This is a genomic window from Bacteroides xylanisolvens XB1A (assembly GCF_000210075.1).
Classification (GTDB): domain Bacteria; phylum Bacteroidota; class Bacteroidia; order Bacteroidales; family Bacteroidaceae; genus Bacteroides; species Bacteroides xylanisolvens.
Map to the genome: position 1 here is coordinate 4,318,058 of NC_021017.1, position 22,209 is coordinate 4,340,266.

The window sequence follows — 22,209 nt, forward strand, 5'->3', positions numbered from 1 at the left end:
CTGAAAAAGAATTTTTCATTTCATTTCTCATATTCTCATTGTTTTTGATAAACGAAAGATAATCAAATAGATATTTTATGAGAAATACTTTTTAAAACGGCATTTCTCATAAGTTTACCCGTATTTTGGCTCAAAATCGACCTTATTCTCATAGTGTTTCAGGGTATTTCTCATAGTCAAAAGCCATTCGTCTTTCCTTTTTTCTTTCGACTTACCTTATTTTTATCAGGAAATGAAGCTACTATTTAGATAAAATAGTGGCTTTTTGCTTGAAGATGTTCATTAGTTCCGATTGTCCCATATATTGTGGGAAAGTATTCCCATATATTGAAGGAAAACTTTCCCGCAAAATGAGGGAATCCTTTCCCAAGCTGTTGGGAATCTTTTCCCACAATATATGGGACTAAGGCACTGTATATGGAAACAAGCAAAAGGAATACATCGTTCTATTTATTCAATGCCGGCTTCCGGCACATTACACTATGAGAAATACCTTGAAACAGTATGAGAATAAGGTCTATTTAGAGCTAAAATACGGATAAACTTATGAGAAATACCGTTTTAAAAAGTATTTCTCATAAAATATCTATCTGATTATCTTTCGTTTATCAAAAACAATGAGAATATGAGAAATGAAAATGAAAAATCGTTTGCAGGGAGCACGGAATAGATTGTATTTAGTTCATTTTTTGTACCAATAATGAGTCTATTCATATCTCAAATTCAGTTTCATTTATTTTTTGTTGATCGTTTGTATCGTCCGGCATATCTTTCCGTTTTTATCCACGCCTTCTATGATGATATCTTCCGGTGCAGTGCTGTCCGGAGTATAATATTCTATAGTTGCTTTTCCGTCTGCATTCAGTTGTAAGGATGGATTCCAGTAGATAGTGCTTCGTAAATCCGAACGTTGATCGTTCTTTTTCTCGGGAGTATCATAAGTCGGTTGATAGAACTCTACTGAATCGCTATATCCCAATGGAGTACATGTAATAATGCCCTGTGCCGGTCTTGCCGGGAGATCCTTGCCGTCTTTCAGGGTAATGACAATAGCGCCTGCCGAACCGCGGGAACCTAAAATTGCTGCATCAGCACCACGAAGAAGGCTCAAACTGGACATGTCGCTGGTTTGAATCATGGTCAGTATGTCGTTGTCGTCTTCATAGACAACATCATCAATGACGATAACGGGCTGTTCAGGATTATTACGGATATGTATTTCGTTTCCGTTTGTCACACTGACCCCCGGAAGCCTGCTGACTGCATCGAAGGCCGTCTGTGCGCCGAATCCTTCGAGTCTGTCTCCTTCGATAGTGTAGGTGTTGATGCCTCCTGTATAAATACTTTCCGAACTGGCTTTCTTGCGGCTTCCTGTAACCACTACTTCTTTTAGGTTGTATACTCTCATTCCACCCTCCATATAATACTGGTCGCGGGTATTTAGCAAATAATCTTCCATAAAGGAGGTTGATGTTCCATCATGAAAAGGAGATTTAGGAGAAGCTACCGGGTATTGGGGAGCATCGATCACGATGTCTACTCCGGCGAATCCTCTTTTGGTACGTGCCTGAACGAGGAAAGTTGTGCTGTCTCTGAATGATGTATTGACGATGAATTCTCCTTTATCATCTGTGGTAGTAGTGGCAACGATGTTCTGTTTGGGAGCTAAAATACAAATAGGTCCTTTTTTGGCGTTGCCGCCGAAGAAACCCTTGATACGTCCGCTGATCGTTTGTCCTTTTTCCATATAGTTGGTGAGGTTCAATGAAGGCGAAGTCAGTACATTTTGGATATGATGCCTGCGCCATCCGTGCGTCATCATCAAGAAATCTATTGTGCGAAGTGTACGCAGGTCTTGCTGAAGAACATAATACCCCGGATTTTCTACATATCCTTTCAAATCTGAAGTTAGTAAAAGGTTCGATAAGATATTATCTGCAAGTGAGTCCGGCTGGATACTTCTTCTGTCTGTAATGCTGACGGAGAAACTACCTTCTACCGGAGTTCCGTTATCATCCTTTGCTGAAATTTGCAAGGAAACCTTTTCTCTTTTTCCGTATGTAGGCTTATCCGCAAGGATTTGCCATTGATGCGGGTTCCGGTCGGGTACGAAAACTAAACGTTCGCTAAGTGCGTTTCCCTGTTGGTCGATTAACATAAAATGGGTGATACCTGCGTTGAATAAACTGTCATTCATTCTTCCAAAAGTCCTGTCGGCACTGACCGGTTGCAAGATTGCCAGCTTTCCACGAGTGTGTGCAATCAAGAATAACTTTTGAGGCCACTGGGTAGCTTCTGTTTTTTGGATTTCGTAGCGTATTTCTTTTTTGTAATGCGTCATGGAAAGAGCGATTCCTTTTTCTTCTGCGGCCGGAAGATCGAATCGCTTGGTAATGCCGTCACTAGACTTGGCAATCACATAATAGGAATTCCCTGCAATCGGGTTCAAGGTGAAAACTCCCATACCATCATGCTCCGAACGAAAAGCAGTTAATGTGTCTCCTTTTGCATCGAACAGAAATCCTTCTATTTCTGTGGAAAAACCATCCGATCCTTGAGCTTTGAAAGCTATGTTTTGATGAGCAACGGTCAAGAGAGCTCCACCTTCCGGGAAGAACTTAACGTCAAAGTCTTTTGTAAACGAAGGCAGATAGAACGTTCTCTTATAAATATATTGAGGATCGTCAAATTCTACTTCAATCTGGCGTGCGGCAATAGGCTTCAGAACCGGCAGAGAAATAGAAATCAAACCACTTTCGTCCGTCTTTCTTTTACCTTTATCTTTTATCTTTCCGTTTTCGATGGTGCGATAGCGGATGGTTGTATTTCCGAAAGCCTCTTGTGTGTTGCTGGTAAATCTGACCCTGGCTGTATAATGTGATTCGTCTTCTTGTTGATACTCAATAGTTGAAACAATCGTGTTATCAATCGAATTACCAATTTTCAGATTACGTGAATAAAAGAATTCCGGTTCCTGATTAAGCATCCAGTTGCTATATCCTCGCAAATAATAGTCACCTGCAGGGAGAGTGGGAGGGAGCGTGAAAGCATTATGGAAACCTAACGAATCTCTGCGAATCTTCTTGCGTTCCACGATAGAGTCGGAACGATTGACAAGCTCCGTAATGATGAAGTTACTTTGCGTATTGTCTTGATGAGTGACAGAATTTACGAGATACCCCTTGAACCAGATTTTTTCTCCTGCTCCATAGAAAGGCTTATCCAAATGCAGATACAGTTTTTCTTGCGGAACTTTCTCCAGCAGATTGAAATACGCAAGAATTGTATCTTGTGTGTTTTGTCCGGATAATGAGGTAAAACAGAATAACATTCCGAAAAAGAAAGCCATTGAACCTCTATTCATTGAAAATGTAGTTTTGCTTTTCATACGATATATCTTTGAATACATTTATGATTTATGCATCCAGATAGAAAGTACTTTCCTCTTTACTGCCAGTATGTTAATCACCGATACGACAATGAATAACACAACACCCATGCTGATAGCTGCCCATAATGACCCGGTTTCCAGTTGTGGAAACAATAATCGGATGCTGTCTATGTAATAACTGCGTAGCCAGGAGACTAATCCGATGGATAATACAAGTACGATAACATTCAGTCCTACCGTGAGTAACTGATAAGGCAATGCTACCTTGTTGGGACTGTACCCGATTAATAACAAACTCTCCAACTTAGTCGTATTTTTTTGCAAGAGCAAGAAAATGCTCAACATCAGGATATAGAATGAAAGAATACTGATAAATAAACCTACCCCCAATACAATGCCTACGATAAGACGGAGGAAATAAGTCGTTTTTCCGGCATCCAGTTTGCCGTCTTCCGTTTCATATCCTTTCTTTTGAAAATAGCTGGCGATAGCGGAATCCGCCGGATTGCTCACTTCGATAATCAATCGCGCCGGTTGTGCTTCTGCATTCGGTGCGAAATTCTCATTCGCCCATTTCATAAAAGACTGGGGAACAAGAATCGTATTCAGACGATTGGAGAAGCCGACAATGTTTCCTTTGTACTGTTCCACCCGTCCGTTTCCACGCATCATAATATCCATTTGAATTAGCCCCATCAATCCTTCCGAGAGCTTGGGAAGACTACGGCTCTGTGCAAAACCGAAGTTGTAAAGGTTCAGATAGTTGCGGGGAATGATAATGGGGATGGTATGCGTGCTTTCGTCGAAGTGCCACTTGTCGAGTTTGATGTCCACAAACTCATCAGGAACAGACTCAAAGAACATATCCGTGGAAAGATGAATACCAGCTTCCTGCATGCCCAATCCTGCCGATACTTTGAATTGAGAAGGAGTGAAAGCCCCTATTGTTTTGGTAAACGGTTGTTTCTTCAAATCCGCAATATCTTCGGCAGAGAACGTATTACTCTTTCCTGCAAAAGAACCGAGTGTGCTGATTTTCTTGGTAGCTATGATGAAATCCTTTTTCATAAAGCTGTCTCCCTCGGTGAATACCGGAATGACATCTTTATAAAACTGCACACTAAGCAATACAATCATCATGCCGAATAGATTGGCTAAAAAGAAACCGGCCAGTTGACCGATACTGATATGTTGGCGGAGGAGCTTCCAGACAAGGGTTGGCATTTTATTTATAATTTTACGATTTACGATTTGAAATGTTGCAGTGGAGGGAGACGGCTGATTTTCTCACTTACTATTTTCCACTCATTTTTTGTTATTTATTACTCGTTACAGTTGAAGTATATGGTTGTAAGGCAACTCGATATGCTTACCGATGGAGGTTGCGATTACACCGGCTCCTTGTGTCTTTGCCTCGGCAATGATAAGTTCACCCATGATGCGGCTGTTATCATCATCCAGATGGCTGATCGGTTCATCCAGAAATAAAAAGTCGAACGGCTGGCAGAGTGCCCGGATAAAGGCAACACGTTGCTGCTGTCCGAAAGATAGTTTGCCGGCTTTCACATTTATTTTATCTGCGATACCCAGTTGCTCGAAGAATGATAAGATTTCTTTTTTCTTTTTGCATCCGGTAAGGTTATTCTTCAATTGCACATTTTCAAGAGCGGTCAGTTCGGTGAAGATGCGTAAATCTTGAAAAAGCATACTTAGTGAATGCTTTCTTAGGTCGACCCATTGCTTCACGGAGTATGCTTTGATATTGGTTTCATCGAAATTAATAATCCCCTGGTAGTCGTTGCGATAACCATAGATATAGCTGCACAACGAAGATTTGCCGGTGCCGGAAGCTGCTTCAATCAGATACATTTCTTCTTTCCGGAAGATCAGATCCTGGTGCCATACATCCGAAGTCACCGAATTACGGTCAGCAAACACTTGGGGAAGTGTTTGCTGCAGGTGAATACTATTCATACCGTTTGTTTACAAATTAATTACATGCCGGCAAATTGCTTGGCAAAGTCTACGATTTGTTTGAGAGCGTTGACGTCTTTGTCTTTCAAGCAAAGGTCGATCTCGCTGATTTCTCCTTCTGAACTCATTGACAGATAAGAAACCTTATTGGCTAACTCAATATATGTTTTAACTTCCTGTCCTCCGAAACCTGCTACCATTTTAACAACAGGCAAGTCCAGTATTGCTTCAGCGTTGATTGCAACAAAGATGGTTTTACCCTTCATATCCGATGCGTAAGGGGCATCTTTTATCGATTTGTCGGCAGCTTTGCCCACGTTCTTGTAGAGTAACTCATCATTGGTAGCATACATTTGTTTATCCTTGATACCAAAGAATATATTCATGCCTTTTGTTTTGTAGACATATTCGTCCTTGCCAAGCTGAATGATATCTTCCCCTCTTTTCAGTCCCAATGATTGCTTGTTCTTATAAATTGTTTCGAGGGCATTACCATTCTTAACATCCGCATACATCATGAAAGTAGGAGCACTGTTCATCGTTACGTTGATTAATCCCGCAGAAATATCACCATTGAACGAGCCGAACAACTCTTTTACTTCGTCTGCTTTGGCAATAGATACTGTATTGCGGAATTCCTTATTCTCGCTCAACAAGTTGTAAAGCCCTTCTCCTTTCACACCTACGTTGAAGAACATCAGTGTGGAAGACGGGAAGTATTTAACGAAAGTGTTGTTTGCTTTTCCAAATGACTCCATTTGTTTTTTTATAAGCGCTTTCACGGCTTCGTTTTCAGTATAGTTTTCTGTTTTGAGGGCAATCTTGCCTTTCTCAAAATTCAGTCCTCCTACAAGAGTGATGTCCTCTGCTTTCACCTCGGTTGGTAACCCCATGCTTATCTGGTTGCGATAGGTTGCAGGGATAGCTTCCATAGAAGCAAGGAAGTTGATATCGCTTTTCTGCTTTTCCATTTTTTGGAAAGCTCCTGATTTTACAATGCTGTTATCTGCCGTCTGTTTCAACAGATTGGTGATGGCTTCTTTGGCTTTTTCAGTTTGAGTGGTTCCGCTTACATTGACTATCAATACAGTAGAATTGTTGAAAGCGAGCAGGCCGCCATTCATTGTTGTAAAACTGTAGCCGTCAGCTTCGCTTATCGGCTGGCAGATTTGTTCTTTAGCCATCACGTCGAGTGAAGCATGAAGATTGTCCTCATTGTTCACTTTACCTACAACAGTAGGGTAAGGGAAAGAAGAGGATGAGAATACATAGAATGGAGATTCGACATCGATTCCCGATTCACCCGGATTCTTCATGACCTTTTCCAGTTGTTGGAAGGTGGCGGCATTCATTCCGCTTTTCAGTGCTTCCAGTACTTTTTGTTTCGCAGCTTCATTCTCTTTATCATCCAATCCCGCTTTACTTGCAAGGGATTTGAGGTTGATAGAGGCAACTACCGAGGCGTCAGCCGGTATCACATTGGTATACTCCGATGTTTTGGAACATGCTGCCAGAAAAACAATCAGTACTGCCAGTACCGAGAGTCGTGAAATCGTTTTCTTTGCCATACTTATGTTATTTAAAAGTTGTATAATCATTGATTCAGAATTATTGATTTTGTAGGTTCAGCGTATGGCAGGCCACCAGTGCCGCTGTTTCCGTACGGAGTCGTGATTTGCCCAAACTGATCGGAACAAATCCCTGTTCGATGGCTTTCTTCACTTCTTCTTCACTGAAATCCCCTTCGGGACCTATCAGGACAAGGGCGTCTTCTCCGGGTTTCAGGACATTCTTTAATAAAGGTTTTTCACCTTCATAACAGTGGGCGATAAACTTCTGTCCTTTGAACTCTTGTCTGATGAACGGATCGAACTCAATCATCTCATTCAATTTAGGCAATCGTGCCTTGAGAGATTGTTTGATTGCTGATACAAGAATCTTTTCAATCCGTTCGGTCTTGATGACTTTACGTTCCGAGAAACGGCAGTTGAGGAAAGTCAGTTCGTCAAATCCGATTTCGGTAGCTTTCTCTGCAAACCATTCGTTACGGTCCATGTTCTTCGTCGGTGCCATGGCAATGTGTAAATGGCACGGCCATAACGGTTCCTGAAAAATCGTTTCTTTGATCGTTACAAAACAACGTTTGTTGGTCGCAACAGTAATTTCAGCTTTGTAGAAGTTCCCCTTACCGTCCGTAAGAGTGATTTCATCTCCGATACCTAATCGCAGAACGCGGGTACAATGTTGTGCTTCCTCTTCGGGAAGTTCGTTGCTTTTCTGTATATCGGGAGTATAAAAAACGTGCATAATGTTACTTACTGGTTTTTATTTCTTGAATTGATTTGGTCACGTATCCGGGCGGCTAATTCATAATTCTCATCTTTGATAGCCTGCTCCAGTGCTTCCTCAAGCGTTATGGAAGTAGCATCCGGCAAATCATGTTCTTCTTCAGTCTCTTCGTCGTTGTCCGTTTTTTCAGAATGGGTTCTTTCTTCCGACGACATGTGAAGGCATTCCTGTTCAAGAATAGATTCATAAATAAGAATTGGACAGTCGGCACGCACTGCCAAGGCAATTGCGTCTGAAGTCCGTGCGTCAATACGTATAATCTCTTCGTCTTTCTTAAGGTAAATATAGGAGTAAAAAATACCATCCTTTGCTTTGTAAATTAACACACGTATCAGACTGGCTCCCAGTATGGTGAGGCTTGTTGTAAACAGATCGTGTGTCAATGGACGGGGTGTCTTTACTCCCTTCAGATATAAAGCGGTAGCCTGGGCTTCCGCGGGACCGATGATGATAGGCAGTTGCCGTTCACCGTCCACTTCGCCTAATAGCATAGCAAATGCGCCTACTTGCGCCTGGCTGTTCGTGATATTTATAACTTGTAATTCTACCTTTTTGTCCATCGTTCTCTTTTACTTAATTTGTTTTACTCTCCTGCTGGTGTTTGTACTTGAATACCAAGGCAAACAGGATGCCGATCACCAGCGCGTATGCTGCGAATATCAGCCAGATATCCATCCATTCGCGACTCACCAGTCTGCCGTCAGCATACACAGAGAATGCATCTACTACCGCACCGCTGGCATATCCGCCAATGATGGCTCCCAGTCCGTTGGTCATCATAAAGAACAACCCCTGTGCACTGGCACGGATGGAAGAATTGGCTTCTTGTTCAACAAACAATGAACCGGAAATGTTGAAGAAATCAAAGGCCATACCATAAACGATCATGGAAAGGATCAGCATCCATAGTCCCGATCCCGGATCTCCAAAACCGAACAGCCCAAACCGGAATACCCAGGCAAACATACTGATTAACATGACTTGCTTGATTCCGAAATGACGCAGGAAGAAAGGTATGGCAAGAATAAACAGTGTTTCCGACATCTGCGAGATGGACAGCAGGATTACCGAATGTTTCACTCCGAATGATTCTGCATATTCGGGGATGCTGGCAAAGCTACTTAAGAAAAGATCACCGTAAGTATTTGTAATCTGCAATGCCGCACCTAAAAGCATAGAGAAAAGGAAGAAAATAGCCATCTTCTTTTTCTTGAATAACACCAGCGCATCCAGACCGAAAGCGGAGAGCCATGATTTGTTTTCTGATTTAGCCGGTCGGCAAGCGGGAAGGGTGAAAGAATAAAGCCCGAGTAGTAATGCGGAAGCACCGCCTACATAAAGCTGTGCACTTGAATTCTTAAACCCGGTAAGGTCGACTGCCCACATGGCACAGATAAAACCGATCGTTCCCCATACACGGATGGGAGGGAAGTCTTTAATCAGGTCACATTTATATTGTTCTAGTGCATTGTACGATACAGTGTTAGCGAGGGATAGCGTGGGCATGTATACCAACAGGTTGAGTAGCATAGCCCAATACATCTGGTCGTATCCTGTTGCAGTAGAAGCGTAGAAGAGGCATCCGGCTCCTGCGATATGGCAAAGCCCGTATAAACGTTCTGCATTAAACCATTTATCGGCAATGATACCGATAATACCCGGCATTACCAAAGAGGCAATCCCCATAGTAGCGAAAATGGCTCCGATCTGTCCTCCTTCGAAATGAAGTTCTCTTCCCATATAGCCACCTAGTGATATTAACCAGGACCCCCATACAAAGAATTGCAGGAAGTTCATAATAATCAAACGAACTTTTATACTCATGACTTTTTTAATTTGTGTTTCTCTTCACGTTCATAAACCTTGCAAATATAATATTTTCATTGAATAGGTAGACTAGTAATTTGATAAAAAGGGGATAAAAATGGCATAAATGCGAAGAAAAGAAGAGATTTGGTCGTGAAAAAACAAATGAAGGGGGTATAAAAAAAAGAAGGCTATCTATCCCAGACAGCCAATCTTTGTTAACCTTAAATCTAATACCATGAAAAACACAGTGCAAAGATAGACGGTTTATGTTATACAACATAATGTTTTCTCAAAAATCTTCCGTTTGTTAACTCTAATTAACTTTGAATCCTCCGTTTTTCTGTTACTGCCCTTCTGTTTCACCACAGATTACACGGATTAACACAGATTTTTATCAATCAATCATTATATCCGGATTCTCTGTTCTCACCTTAGAAAAGGAAAAGGACTTCGTGAAGCCCTGTGCCACCCTGTGGAACTCCTGCATGACTTTGTGATAAAAATCTGTGTTAATCCGTGTAATCCGTGGTGAATCCGGTTATTCTACATAGAGTACCAGGCCTTTCAGGTATTCTCCTTCAGGATGGTAGATGTTTACCGGATGGTCGGCGGGTTGAGTCAGTTGATGCAGGATGCGTACACTACGTCCTGACATGGCTGCTGCGGTAAATACGGCAGTACGGAAATTGTCCTTGCTTACTACTTGCGAACAAGAGAAAGTAAACAGGATGCCGCCCGGTTTGATTTTCTCGAATGCTTTGGCATTCAGTTTGCGATAACCTTGTAAAGCATTCCGCAGGGCGTCTTTGTGTTTGGCAAATGCGGGCGGGTCGAGAATGATTAAATCATACTGGTCGCCCATGCGGTCGAGATATTTGAAAGCGTCCTCGGCAAAAGCCTCGTGGCGGGAATCACCGGGGAAGTTCAGTTCTACATTTTTATTAGTCAGATCAATTGCTTTGGCAGAGCTGTCGACAGAGTGGACGAGCTTTGCACCTCCGCGCATGGCATAGAATGAGAATCCGCCGGTATAGCAGAACATATTCAGTACCGAACGGTCTTTGGCATAACGTTCCAGTAAAGAACGATTTTCGCGCTGGTCTACAAAAAATCCGGTCTTTTGACCTTTCAGCCAGTCTACATGGAACTGCAAACCATATTCTTGCGCGATATTATCACTGCTTCCTCCTTTCAAGAAACCGTTTTCGGGGAAAAGATCTGCTTTAAAAGGAAGAGTTGTTTCTGATTTATAATAGATATTCTCGATCTTGTCGCCCATTACTTCGGATAAAGCTTCGGCAATTGTCATGCGGTCTACGTGCATTCCTGCAGAGTGTGCCTGCATGACTGCAGTTTTGGCATAAACGTCAATAACCAGTCCGGGGAGATTGTCTCCTTCACCATGAACGAGCCGGTAAGTGTTGTTGGTCGGATTGGTGGCGATGCCGATACTGCGACGCATATCGTATGCTATTTCCAGTTTGCGTTTCCAAAAATCGTGATCGATAGGTTCCTGATGGAAAGACAGTACGCGCACAGCAATACTTCCGATCTGGAAATGTCCTTCGGCAATAAATTCTTTTTTGGAGGTGTATACTTCTACAACTTCACCTTCATCGGGCTCTCCGTCAAAACGGGCGATAGCACCGGAAAAAATCCAGGGGTGGAATCTCTTAAGAGAATCTTCTTTACCGGGTTTTAGATATACTTTATGCATAATATAGCCTTTCCCTAACCCTCTCCCAGGGAGAGGAGGATTGAGATAGTTTTGTTATTGGTTATTAATTACTTATTTTATTATTTATCACTTATCATTTATCGTCTATGACTGCTGGTTACTTATAGGGCCGATAGTGACTTCTTTCCTTTCCTTGGGAGCAGGTGGGAGAGCAGCTATTTCCCAATCTCCTGTCTGTTTCAGCTCTTGCAACAGATTATAGATGTTGAGGCAAGCCCATGCATCCGTGGCGGCATATTGTTTCTGCCCGTCGCTCAATACATCAGCTTCCCAGTTGGACAAGCGCTGTGATTTGGATATTTTTTCTTTGAATAAGATGGCATAAATCTTTTGCAGACTTTTGTCCTGTATACCGAATTGGCGCACATAGTCCTGCAACTCAATACAGCTTTGTTGAGTGAAAGGTGCGCGTTTGTGCAGCATCATAAAGTCATCTTTCAGTGAAAGGCCCACTTTGATTACAGCCGGGTTCTCTAATAAGTCAACCAATGGCTGGGTCAATCCCGTCATGTTGAGCCGGAATAGGAAACAACATTCTTCAGAAGAAATCTGGAGGAGTGCTACTTTGTGCGATTGTCCTTTGGTAAAGGAAGGACGCGTTTCACTGTCAATGCCTATCACAGATCTGGATTGGAGGTAAGCTACTGCTCTTTCCGTTTCAGCTTCCGACTGGATAACGTAAATACGTCCCGGAAAAACAGTTTTCGGGAGTTCTTTTAGTTCATCTTTATCTATGGTTCTTCTTACAATCATTTCTATTTTTATTCATCATCGTGGCAATGGCAACCGTCTTCGTGACAGTGGCAATCATCGTCGTGGCAATGACAGCCTTCTTCTTCACAACAATCGTTGTCGTCGCTTGGTTCGTAAAATCCTTCTTCATTACCATTCTCTTCCTCCTCTTCCAGCTGGTTGTATTTCACGTCATGAAGGGCGCGTAGCGTGTTTACCAGTTTCTGTCCCCACAGTGTACCGAAGTTTTCCTGACAGATAGCCAATGAATCATTCATTGTTTCGTTCAGTCCCAGTTGGAAGACAAATATGAAATCTTTAATATCCTGATAAATGTCAGCCAGATCTTCCGATATTGATTTCTTGATAGGCTGGTCGCTATAAACCATATCTTGTACGAATACGTCCAGATAATCATCCTTGTCACCCATCAATCCTGAAAGATTAATACGCAGAATTTCGTAAATCTCTTCTGTGACATACGTTTCGGGTGCTTCGTCCCCGATCGTCTCACATTTGGGTAGCATAGATGCTTTGAGATAGAGCAGGGGGAGTATTTTTAATGATGTATCAACGAAAGTACTACGCTTCATGCGTTCGGCACGTTCGAGAAATGCACAAAATTCGGCGGCTACTGTAACGAACTCAATTACGTTCTTATCAAATATCGTTTGGCTTTCTTTTTCCATGATCTATATTGATTTGAAACGCAAAGGTAAGAAAAAGGATTGAATGAGCGTAGTGCTCGTTATTTTTTTATTATTTTTGCGGCTTAGAATCTCATTCCAATTTTATAAAAATAGAATAAAAGACTCATGGCAAAGAAGAAATTAGATAAGGAGGCAGAAAGCACTCCCTCTTCCCCCAGTAAAATTGTGGCTGTATGTAAGAATGAAACTGTTCATTTTGTGATTGGATTGATGCTGGTCATCTTTTCCGTTTACCTGTTGTTGGCTTTTTCTTCCTTCTTCTTTACGGGGGCTGCCGATCAAAGTATTATCGATAGCGGTAGTTCGGCGGATTTGGCGGCTGTTAATAATCAGGTGAAGAATTATGCCGGTTCACGTGGAGCGCAGTTGGCAAGCTATCTGATAAACGACTGTTTCGGCATTTCCTCTTTCTTTATACTTGTTTTTCTGGCAGTGGCAGGATTGAAGTTGATGCGTGTACGTGTGGTCCGCTTGTGGAAGTGGTTTATTGGCTGCACGCTTTTATTAGTCTGGTTCTCCATATTCTTCGGATTTGCTTTTATGGATCATTATCAGGATTCTTTCATTTATCTGGGCGGTATGCATGGATACAATGTCAGTCGTTGGTTAATCTCACAAGTAGGAGTACCTGGTGTATGGATGATCCTGTTGATAACTGCTATCTGTTTCTTTATATATATAAGTGCGCGTACTGTTATTTGGTTGCGTAAACTTTTTGCGTTGAGCTTCCTAAAACGCGAAAAGAAAGAGAAGGAAGAAGTCATCCCGGAAGGGGAAGGCGATCAGGAATTCACGACTTCCCAACCGCAGGAAGTGGAGTTCAATTTGAAACGGACGTATAAACAGACACCTCCTCCGGCACCAGTGATGGATATACAGGCTGAAGAACCCGAAGATGAATTCCCGCTCAACCAGCCGGATCCGGAAGATTCTCCTTTGTCTGATGGAAGTGAAGGAGTGACGATGGTGTTTGAACCGACTGTTTCCAACCCTGTTCCCGCTGTGCAGGACGAACCTTTGGAAGAGGCGGAACCCGGGTTTGAAGTAGAACCTGCTGCTTCTGAAGAAGAATATGAGGGACCGGAACTCGAACCTTATAATCCTACTAAGGATTTGGAAAACTACCGCTTCCCGACTATCGACCTGATGAAGCATTTTGAAAATGATGATCCGACGATTGACATGGACGAACAAAATGCAAACAAAGATCGTATCATCAATACATTGCGCAGTTTCGGAATCGAAATCAGTACGATTAAAGCAACGGTAGGACCTACGGTAACTCTATACGAAATCACTCCGGAGCAAGGAGTACGTATTTCTAAAATCCGTGGTTTGGAGGATGATATTGCATTAAGCCTTTCTGCTGACGGTATCCGTATCATCGCTCCGATACCGGGTAAAGGAACAATCGGTATTGAAGTGCCGAACAAGAATCCGAAGATCGTTTCCGGGCAAAGTGTGATCGGAAGTAAGAAATTCCAGGAATCCAAATATGATCTGCCTATTGTATTGGGTAAGACCATCACGAATGAAGTCTTTATGTTCGACCTTTGCAAGATGCCGCACGTATTGGTGGCGGGTGCAACCGGTCAGGGTAAGTCAGTAGGTTTGAATGCTATTATTACTTCCTTATTATATAAGAAGCATCCGGCAGAATTGAAATTTGTACTGGTCGATCCGAAGAAAGTAGAATTCAGCATCTATTCGGTGATTGAAAATCATTTCCTGGCCAAACTTCCTGATGGAGGCGAACCGATTATTACAGACGTAACGAAGGTCGTGCAAACCCTGAACTCTGTTTGTGTAGAGATGGATACCCGTTATGACCTGCTGAAGATGGCGCATGTACGTAATATCAGAGAATATAACGAGAAGTTTATTAACCGTCGTCTGAATCCGGAAAAGGGGCATAAGTTTATGCCGTATATCGTAGTGGTTATTGACGAGTTCGGAGATTTGATTATGACTGCCGGTAAGGAAGTGGAACTTCCGATTGCCCGTATTGCGCAGTTGGCACGTGCTGTCGGTATTCACATGATTATTGCTACACAGCGTCCGACTACCAATATCATTACGGGTACGATTAAAGCCAACTTCCCGGCGCGTATCGCTTTCCGTGTATCTGCCATGATGGACTCTCGTACTATTCTTGACCGTCCGGGTGCTAACCGCCTGATTGGTAAAGGGGATATGCTCTTCTTGCAGGGAGCTGATCCGGTACGTGTGCAGTGTGCCTTTATCGATACGCCGGAAGTGGAAGAGATTACAAAATTCATTGCCCGTCAGCAAGGTTATCCTACTCCGTTCTTCCTGCCCGAATATGTGAGTGAAGATAGTAATAGTGAAGTAGGGGATATTGATATGGGACGTCTCGATCCGTTGTTTGAAGATGCAGCCCGGTTGGTTGTTATTCATCAGCAAGGTTCCACTTCATTGATTCAGCGTAAATTTGCGATTGGCTATAATCGTGCCGGCCGTATAATGGATCAATTGGAGAAAGCCGGAATTGTAGGTCCTACACAAGGAAGTAAGGCGCGTGACGTATTGTGTATTGACGATAATGATCTTGAAATGCGATTGAACAATTTACAGTAATAGTTCGTTTATTAATCAAATGAGAAAGTACATTTTTAGTGTTTTAATAGCTTTACTGTCTTTGCCTGTGATTGCTCAACAACAGCAGTCCCAGGCTAGAGTCATTCTTGACAAAACGGCAGAGGCGTTTCGTAAAGCTGGTGGCGTGAAGGCTGATTTTACTGTAAAGGCTGTGGCAAACGGCTTGGTAGAAGGTGCTGAAAACGGAACAATTCAGTTGAAAGGAGAGAAATTCGTACTGAAAACATCTGATATCATCACTTGGTTTGACGGAAAAACGCAATGGAGTTATGTGACAAAGAATGATGAAGTGAATGTCAGTAATCCGACGCAGGAAGAGTTGCAGCAGATAAATCCGTATACATTTCTGTATATGTATCAGAAAGGATTCTCTTATAAGTTGGGGACAACCAAAACGTTTCGTGGAAAAGCTGTTTGGGAAGTCGTTCTGACTGCCAGGGATAAGAAACAGGAGTTGGAACGTATCACTCTTTTTGTGACGAAGGACACTTATGAACCTCTATATATTTTGCTTCAGCAGCGTGGACAGCAGACACGTAATGAGATAACCGTTACAAGTTATCAGACGGGGCAGAATTATACGGATCGTGTTTTTACTTTTGATAAAAAACAATATCCCAATGCAGAGGTGATAGATTTGAGATAACATGTTTTTATAACAAAACAATAAAGATAAATTAAAATGGCAGAAATAGAAAAAGTGAAATGCCTGATTATAGGTTCAGGACCTGCCGGATATACGGCAGCGATTTACGCAGGACGTGCAAATTTATGTCCGGTACTATATGAAGGATTGCAGCCGGGCGGCCAGTTGACTACTACGACAGATGTAGAAAACTTTCCCGGTTATCCGGAAGGTATCAGTGGTCCGCAGTTGATGGAAGATTTGCGTGCACAGGCAAGCCGTTTCGGAACAGATATTCGTTTTGGTATCGCTACGGCAGCAGATTTAAGCAAAGCTCCTTATAAAATAACAATTGACGGTGATAAAGTGATTGAAACGGAATCATTGATTATTGCTACCGGGGCAACTGCTAAATATCTGGGGCTGGAGGATGAAAAGAAATATGCCGGAATGGGTGTAAGCGCTTGTGCTACTTGTGACGGATTTTTCTATCGTAAGAAAGTGGTTGCTGTAGTTGGTGGAGGTGATACTGCTTGTGAAGAAGCGGTTTATCTTGCCGGTCTTGCATCCAAGGTATATCTGATCGTTCGTAAACCTTTCCTGCGTGCATCGAAGATTATGCAGGAACGTGTCATGAACCATGAGAAGATTGAAGTTCTTTTTGAACACAATGCAGTTGGTTTGTTTGGTGACAATGGCGTAGAGGGTGTAAACTTGGTGAAACGTTGGGGTGAACCGGACGAAGAACGTTATAGTTTACCTATCGACGGTTTCTTCCTGGCTATCGGACATCAACCAAATACTGAAATATTTAAGGAGTATATCGATACGGACGAAGTAGGTTATATTATTACAGACGGTGATAGTCCTCGTACGAAAGTGCCCGGAGTTTTTGCAGCAGGAGATGTGGCCGATCCGCATTATCGTCAGGCTATTACAGCTGCGGGAAGTGGATGTAAGGCTGCCTTGGAGGCAGAACGTTACCTTTCTTCCAAAGGGCTTGTGTGATAAATATATCTTCGGTGTAAACGAATGAATGATAATTATGCCTTTTGGGGTGTGATTGATTATAAATAAAACGGTGAACATTAGTATTAAACTAGCGTTCACCGTTTTGTTATTCAGGTACGGAGATAAATGATGTGGATTCCACGTCCTGTTGAGTCAGTACCGTGAAATCCGCATGAAATATAGTTAGCTTTGTTTAATAAGCTTCTATTTCATCAATCCATAATTCGGCAGGAATTACTTCCGGGCCATTGTTCTTTTCAAAGTTAACCCCATTGCGCAGTGTGCCGCCATTCTTAATCTTAACTTTCAGGAAGGTAGCCTGTGTTGGCTCAAATTCAATGGAATCAGTGAATGCAATTCGTCCTGTTTCCGGATAATCGTGTTTCAAGGCTTTTTCAGCTACCGGAGTGTATTGTTTGCCATCTGCTGATACTTCTACGGCAACTCCTCCTGCAGGAAGAATTCTCATAGCCGGATTGAATAAAGAGCCGAAAATTATTTTGCTGATTTGTGTCGGCTTATCCAAATTAACGATAAATTCCAAGTCTTTACCTTCAACAATGCCAAAGCTGCACCACGGAGTATAAGAAGCGTTATTTCCTCGTTTACCGTTGGTCAGTCCGAAGGTTGTCTTGTCAGCTCCTAATACATCGTTTTCATCAAATATATCGCCTGTCCATCCCATCTTATAATTAACAGTATAGGGCTTTCCTGTCAATAAATTACCGTATAATGGCTTGTGAGCTACTTTACCCAGCATTTTTCCATCTTTGAAAGCAGCGGCTTTCAGGTCGATATTACCTTCCAGAACGAAAGGCTTTTCGTACACTGTGGATGTTTTACTAGGTTCACTGCCGTCCGTAGTATATCGGATTTCTGCATTCGGATAGAAACTTTCCAGCATTACCATTAAAGGAGCGTTTTCATCCGCGTGCGTATTTACGTTTACGTCAAAGAAGTTGAGACAAGGTTTGGTGTTCATTACTTCCAAACGTTCAAATTCAGTTACCATTCGTTCGCAGAAATTCTTCCAGTCTTTGTTTGCGTTTTGTGTCCATGCCGTTTCGGCGATAGCCATTGCACGCGGGAAAGCTTGATAGTCTGTACGTTCGGAAGTCTGCATATATTCTCTCCATATATTACCTTGTATTCCGATGATATGCTTCTTGGCAAGTTCGTCTGCATCATCCGGGACAGGGTTGTAGCTATATGTTTTTTTCAGTGTGTTGTATCCGCCGATAGTAGTCGGGGCAATTTCAGGTTCTTCCTGGTAGTAGTCCAGATATACATAAGGGTTCGGAGTCATGATTGCATTATGTCCGGCTTTGGCAGCGTTCATTCCTCCTTCTACACCACGCCATGACATAACAGTCGCATTTGGAGCCAGACCACCTTCGAGGATTTCATCCCAACCAATGATGTTTCTGCCTTTACTATTCAGATACTTTTCCATGCGGGTAACGAAATAGCTCTGCAACTTATCCTCTTTACTATGCTTTATTCCGTCTGTCTTGCTGGGAGCCGTATCATCCTTCAGTCCTAACTGGCGGATTAGCTGCTGGCAGAAAGCACTGTTCTTCCATGCTGTCTTGGGACATTCGTCGCCACCGATGTGAATGTATTCGCTAGGGAATAATTCAATTACTTCATCCATCACTCCTTCAAAGAATTTGAAAGTTGTTTCACTCGGACAGAACACCTGTTCGAATACACCCCATGTAGGAGATACTTTATAAGTCTGTGTAGAATCACATGACAGTTCCGGATAGGCAGCCAGTGCAGCCAACGCATGTCCCGGCATTTCTATTTCGGGAACAACGTTGATATATTTACTTGCAGCATAAGCTACTACATCTTTGATTTGTTCCTGTGTGTAATACCCTCCGTGTTCTTTTCCGTCGAATACTTGCGGATAATTTACATAGTAATAGTCTACCAATGTCTTTTCACGTTTAGAACCGATTTCTGTCAATTTAGGATATTTCTTGATTTCGATTCTCCATCCCTGATCGTCTGTCAAATGCCAATGGAAAACATTCATCTTGTTCATTGCCAGCAAGTCGATAAACTTGTAAATATAGTCAATCGGTACATAATGGCGGCAAACATCCAGCATCAGTCCGCGGTGAACAAAACGGGGCGAATCTTCTATTTCTACAGCAGGAACCGACCAGTTTGCTTTCTTATCCAACTGGTTTCCGTAAACCGCCGGAGGGAGTAACTGATAAAGTGTCTGTACGCCGTAGAAGAACCCGTTCGGTTGAGAAGCGGTAAGCGTGATGAGACTGGGAGTAACGGATAATTTATATCCTTCCTTCGGCATACCTTCTTGTACAACAAAGCAGATTGCTGATTTTCCATCTGCACTTTCTGCCTCTTTCAACGAGATTCCTGCTGTCAGTTTTAGTTGTCCGGCCAGGCTGTCGGCAATGCTTTTTACTTCCGGAGCATCCGAAGGTACTACGAGGCAGACTTTGCTGTTTAGTTCAAAACGTCCTTCCTGTGGGAGAATTTGATTGGGTTTGGGAACGATGTTGTACTCGTTCACCACTTCTTTTGTCTTTTGGCAACCGGGGGCAATCATAAGCAAAGACAAAAGAAGAAGAGAAATACTTTTCTTCATGGTCAAAATGTGTGTTAAGTTATAAATAGATTTGACAGGGCAAATGTACTTGTTTTAATGATAAGTTCCAATGATATGGAAATAAAAAAGCCGGAATGATGTCCGGCTTTTAGCTAAAGTTTCAGATTAATGTAGTTATATAATAAAGAGAGAGTTTTTATTTCAGTAGTTGCTCTTCGATGATTTGCACATACTTTTCCGGCGTAGCACCAACCTCGATTATCGGTTTGCCGCCTACCGGGATGAAGAATAACGTAGGTAATGCTTGTACACTGAAGTGGCTGCATAAATCTTTTTCTTTATCAGCATTTACCTTATAGAATATAACTTTTCCTTTATATTTTTCGGCCAGCTTTTCCATTTCCGGAAGTAAACGCATGCAAGGTCCGCACCAAGTTGCCCAGAAATCAATCACAACCGGTTTGTCGCCATTATAAACGAAATCATTTCCTTTTCGATAGTCGAAAATGTGTTCGAGGAAGAACTGGCGGGTAATTGGATTCAATTTACCATCTTCAACTTTGGTTTCCGTCACTTTAGCTTCCGCTTCCGGTATAGGAACCATGTCAAACGGCTGAAAATAAATTTTCTGATGAATATAGTCGATGGATATAATTCCGTAGTCCAGTATCTTTTTGCCTAATACGGAACGTTTCAAGAATGGGTTTTTCACTGCTATGGCATCTTCAATCTTTGTTTTTACAAACATCGTTTCAGGTAGGATGAGGCTTTCCTCATCTTGACTTATTTCTTTATATCCATTGGAGACTTTTTGGTTACTCCCTTTGGTATATTGTGCGCTCCATGTATTGAAATCTGCTTCAGTAAGATTCACTAATCCTTCACTCCATGTATCCAGAACAAAAGATATCGGCTTTCCCTGAATGTTTATCGGGCATACTACTCCTAATCCTGTTATCAGGTTAAAATTTTCCCGATAGTTAAGTTTCATATAAGAAGGACGGTAGGGTTGTGTAATCGTAATTTTCTTCCGTTGCATGTCAATGGTTAATACAGAAGTGCGGAAAACAGCACCACTTAATACACCCATAACCCCTAGCTTGCGTAGATAGGGTTCGTCTTCTAATGTGAAAGCCGGAAGATCGTTTGCAAATGTATTTTTACCAATAGCTACTGTTCCCATTTCATATACCTTTCCAACAGGCACCTGTTTAAATACAAAATCTTGGTAAGAACTAAAAGTTCCTCTCTTTTCTGTATTGATGTGTAACTTTTTGAGAGCTTCAGGAAGTAGAGCGTTATGTCCCGATAAATCAAGGACAAAGTCAGCCACTTCACCATTTATAGTGGCTTCCACGATAATTTTTCCATCAATAGTTTTGAATGGAATGACCTCTGTCATACTGTTTTGTGTTTGTGCACTGATGCCTCCTGTGATACAAAATGCAAGCAAACAGAGATACATTTTAGTTATTATTCGTTTCATATATTCTTTCTGTTTAAAGTTTATTTCTCTTTCCTGATTTCAATTCTTTTCTCTTGATTATCTTTTTTGATGATAATATAGCCGGTATCACCAGGTATAGCATTCATAATTTCTTCTACGGCCATCTGGCTCATGGGGCAATCTTTAAGAGAAGTTCCGTTGATATTAATCACTTCGTCGCCGAAAGCAACTGTATCTTTCATGCTATCCCATATAGTTGTAATTTCGAATCTTTCGTTACGCGGTAATATGCTTACGTTCCAAAGAGCGGGAGCACCACCCATGTCGATTTTCCCTTCTTCAAATGGGAGGAAGTAAAAACGTCTCCGCATATAATCAATAATTACTTTACCATATTGCAGTAGATCCACCCCGATGATAGTTCCATTCATGACAGTTGTTGTACTACCTACGTTTGTGAATTCTTTTCCCATGATATTGATGGAAGGTACAGATACTTTTTTAATATCCACCGGCTTGCCCAACCCTGTTATTCCGGCAGCTACGATACCATATCCATGATTGGTAACTTGCGAGATGTCAGCCAGCCTGTTGTAATCTTCCGTAGAATAAAGTAGAAAGCCTCCGGCACCTGTGTCGAACAGAACTTTTAAATCATTATTTCCTAAACGAACGTTGACGATGGAATGATGTTCAGTTTCATCCAACAAAGGAATTCCGTCTGTAACCTTTAACTTTTCGGGACGATAAGGATAGTTGATTACCATTATTTTAGAACGGGAATCGAATGTTACTACCGACTGTGCAAAGGCATCTCCTCCAAGAATTCCGACAACTCCCAGGTCTGTGAAGAATGGATTCTTAGGTAGTACCATCGTTTTCAACTGTTTGATTTTGTAGTTCTTTCCGATGGAAACATTTTGTACGTGGGCTTCCTGATAGTTGGAGCCTTGTGCATTCACATCGGAAATGCGCATATATCCTGCGGCAGTAGCTTTCATTTCAGTTGCGGCGTCATACATAGTCCCGGTTCTTCCTCCTGTATCGACGATGTATTTTACATTTACACCATTAACAGTAACGGGTATAATGATTTTCTCCTGAATGAATTCATAAGGAATGGTATCGCAAACCTTATTCTGGATTTGCGCTACCATTTCTTGTCCGCAGTTTAGAAATAATAGCAGCCATAAGCCGGTCAGTATTCCTATTCTTTTCAT

General features: G+C 42.0%; 16 protein-coding genes. 3 read left to right on the top strand and 13 right to left on the bottom strand.

Annotated features, from left to right (window positions below):
• Positions 1-733 precede the first annotated feature (733 nt).
• The 10 genes from BXY_RS16510 to BXY_RS16555 form a co-directional block, all read right to left on the bottom strand.
• Entirely contained in the window at positions 734-3,388 is a 2,655-nt protein-coding gene (locus BXY_RS16510) for a TonB-dependent receptor plug domain-containing protein (protein ID WP_134993122.1), read from the bottom strand.
• A gap of 21 nt (positions 3,389-3,409) precedes the next feature.
• Positions 3,410-4,615: a hypothetical protein gene (locus BXY_RS16515; RefSeq protein ID WP_004313013.1), complete on the bottom strand. Its 1,206-nt coding sequence runs from the start codon at positions 4,613-4,615 to the stop codon at positions 3,410-3,412.
• Positions 4,616-4,720: 105 nt separating this feature from the next.
• The gene (locus BXY_RS16520; RefSeq protein WP_009039688.1) at positions 4,721-5,365 is read right to left on the bottom strand and encodes an ATP-binding cassette domain-containing protein; all 645 of its coding nucleotides are present in this window, start codon (positions 5,363-5,365) and stop codon (positions 4,721-4,723) included.
• Positions 5,366-5,385: 20 nt separating this feature from the next.
• A complete protein-coding gene (locus tag BXY_RS16525; protein WP_015532470.1) occupies positions 5,386-6,933 on the bottom strand; it encodes a DUF4836 family protein in 1,548 nt (515 codons plus the stop codon).
• A gap of 40 nt (positions 6,934-6,973) precedes the next feature.
• Positions 6,974-7,672, bottom strand: coding sequence for a 16S rRNA (uracil(1498)-N(3))-methyltransferase (locus tag BXY_RS16530; protein WP_004315426.1), 699 nt, complete (start codon positions 7,670-7,672; stop codon positions 6,974-6,976).
• A gap of 8 nt (positions 7,673-7,680) precedes the next feature.
• Positions 7,681-8,274, bottom strand: coding sequence for a bifunctional nuclease family protein (locus BXY_RS16535; protein ID WP_009039690.1), 594 nt, complete (start codon positions 8,272-8,274; stop codon positions 7,681-7,683).
• Positions 8,275-8,287: 13 nt separating this feature from the next.
• A complete protein-coding gene (locus tag BXY_RS16540; RefSeq protein ID WP_008020916.1) occupies positions 8,288-9,538 on the bottom strand; it encodes a nucleoside permease in 1,251 nt (416 codons plus the stop codon).
• A gap of 523 nt (positions 9,539-10,061) precedes the next feature.
• Complete coding sequence (locus BXY_RS16545) at positions 10,062-11,240, bottom strand: class I SAM-dependent rRNA methyltransferase (RefSeq protein WP_004315432.1); 1,179 nt, start codon at positions 11,238-11,240, stop codon at positions 10,062-10,064.
• A gap of 105 nt (positions 11,241-11,345) precedes the next feature.
• Entirely contained in the window at positions 11,346-12,014 is a 669-nt protein-coding gene (locus tag BXY_RS16550) for a 3'-5' exonuclease (protein WP_009039691.1), read from the bottom strand.
• Positions 12,015-12,022: 8 nt separating this feature from the next.
• Positions 12,023-12,682 carry a DUF5063 domain-containing protein gene (locus tag BXY_RS16555; RefSeq protein ID WP_008645659.1) on the bottom strand — a complete coding sequence of 220 codons (660 nt, stop codon included), beginning with the start codon at positions 12,680-12,682 and terminating at the stop codon, positions 12,023-12,025.
• A gap of 126 nt (positions 12,683-12,808) precedes the next feature.
• Here BXY_RS16555 and BXY_RS16560 point away from each other — a divergent pair, with 126 nt between their 5' ends.
• The 3 genes from BXY_RS16560 to trxB are packed head-to-tail and all read left to right on the top strand — an operon-like array spanning position 12,809 to position 16,955.
• Positions 12,809-15,301, top strand: coding sequence for a DNA translocase FtsK (locus BXY_RS16560; RefSeq protein ID WP_009039692.1), 2,493 nt, complete (start codon positions 12,809-12,811; stop codon positions 15,299-15,301).
• 19 nt (positions 15,302-15,320) lie between these two features.
• Complete coding sequence (locus BXY_RS16565; RefSeq protein ID WP_008645663.1) at positions 15,321-15,968, top strand: LolA-like putative outer membrane lipoprotein chaperone; 648 nt, start codon at positions 15,321-15,323, stop codon at positions 15,966-15,968.
• A 36-nt stretch (positions 15,969-16,004) separates the two neighbouring features.
• Positions 16,005-16,955, top strand: coding sequence for a thioredoxin-disulfide reductase (gene trxB, locus BXY_RS16570; RefSeq protein ID WP_004315443.1), 951 nt, complete (start codon positions 16,005-16,007; stop codon positions 16,953-16,955).
• Positions 16,956-17,151: 196 nt separating this feature from the next.
• Here trxB and BXY_RS16575 read toward each other — a convergent pair whose 3' ends face one another.
• From BXY_RS16575 to BXY_RS16585, 3 genes are all read right to left on the bottom strand, one after another.
• Entirely contained in the window at positions 17,152-19,581 is a 2,430-nt protein-coding gene (locus BXY_RS16575; RefSeq protein WP_008645665.1) for a glycoside hydrolase family 20 protein, read from the bottom strand.
• 157 nt (positions 19,582-19,738) lie between these two features.
• Positions 19,739-21,028, bottom strand: a complete 1,290-nt coding sequence (locus BXY_RS16580) for a thioredoxin domain-containing protein (protein WP_008645677.1) — start codon at positions 21,026-21,028, stop codon at positions 19,739-19,741.
• Positions 21,029-21,048: 20 nt separating this feature from the next.
• Positions 21,049-22,209, bottom strand: a complete 1,161-nt coding sequence (locus tag BXY_RS16585) for a pepsin/retropepsin-like aspartic protease family protein (RefSeq protein ID WP_004315449.1) — start codon at positions 22,207-22,209, stop codon at positions 21,049-21,051.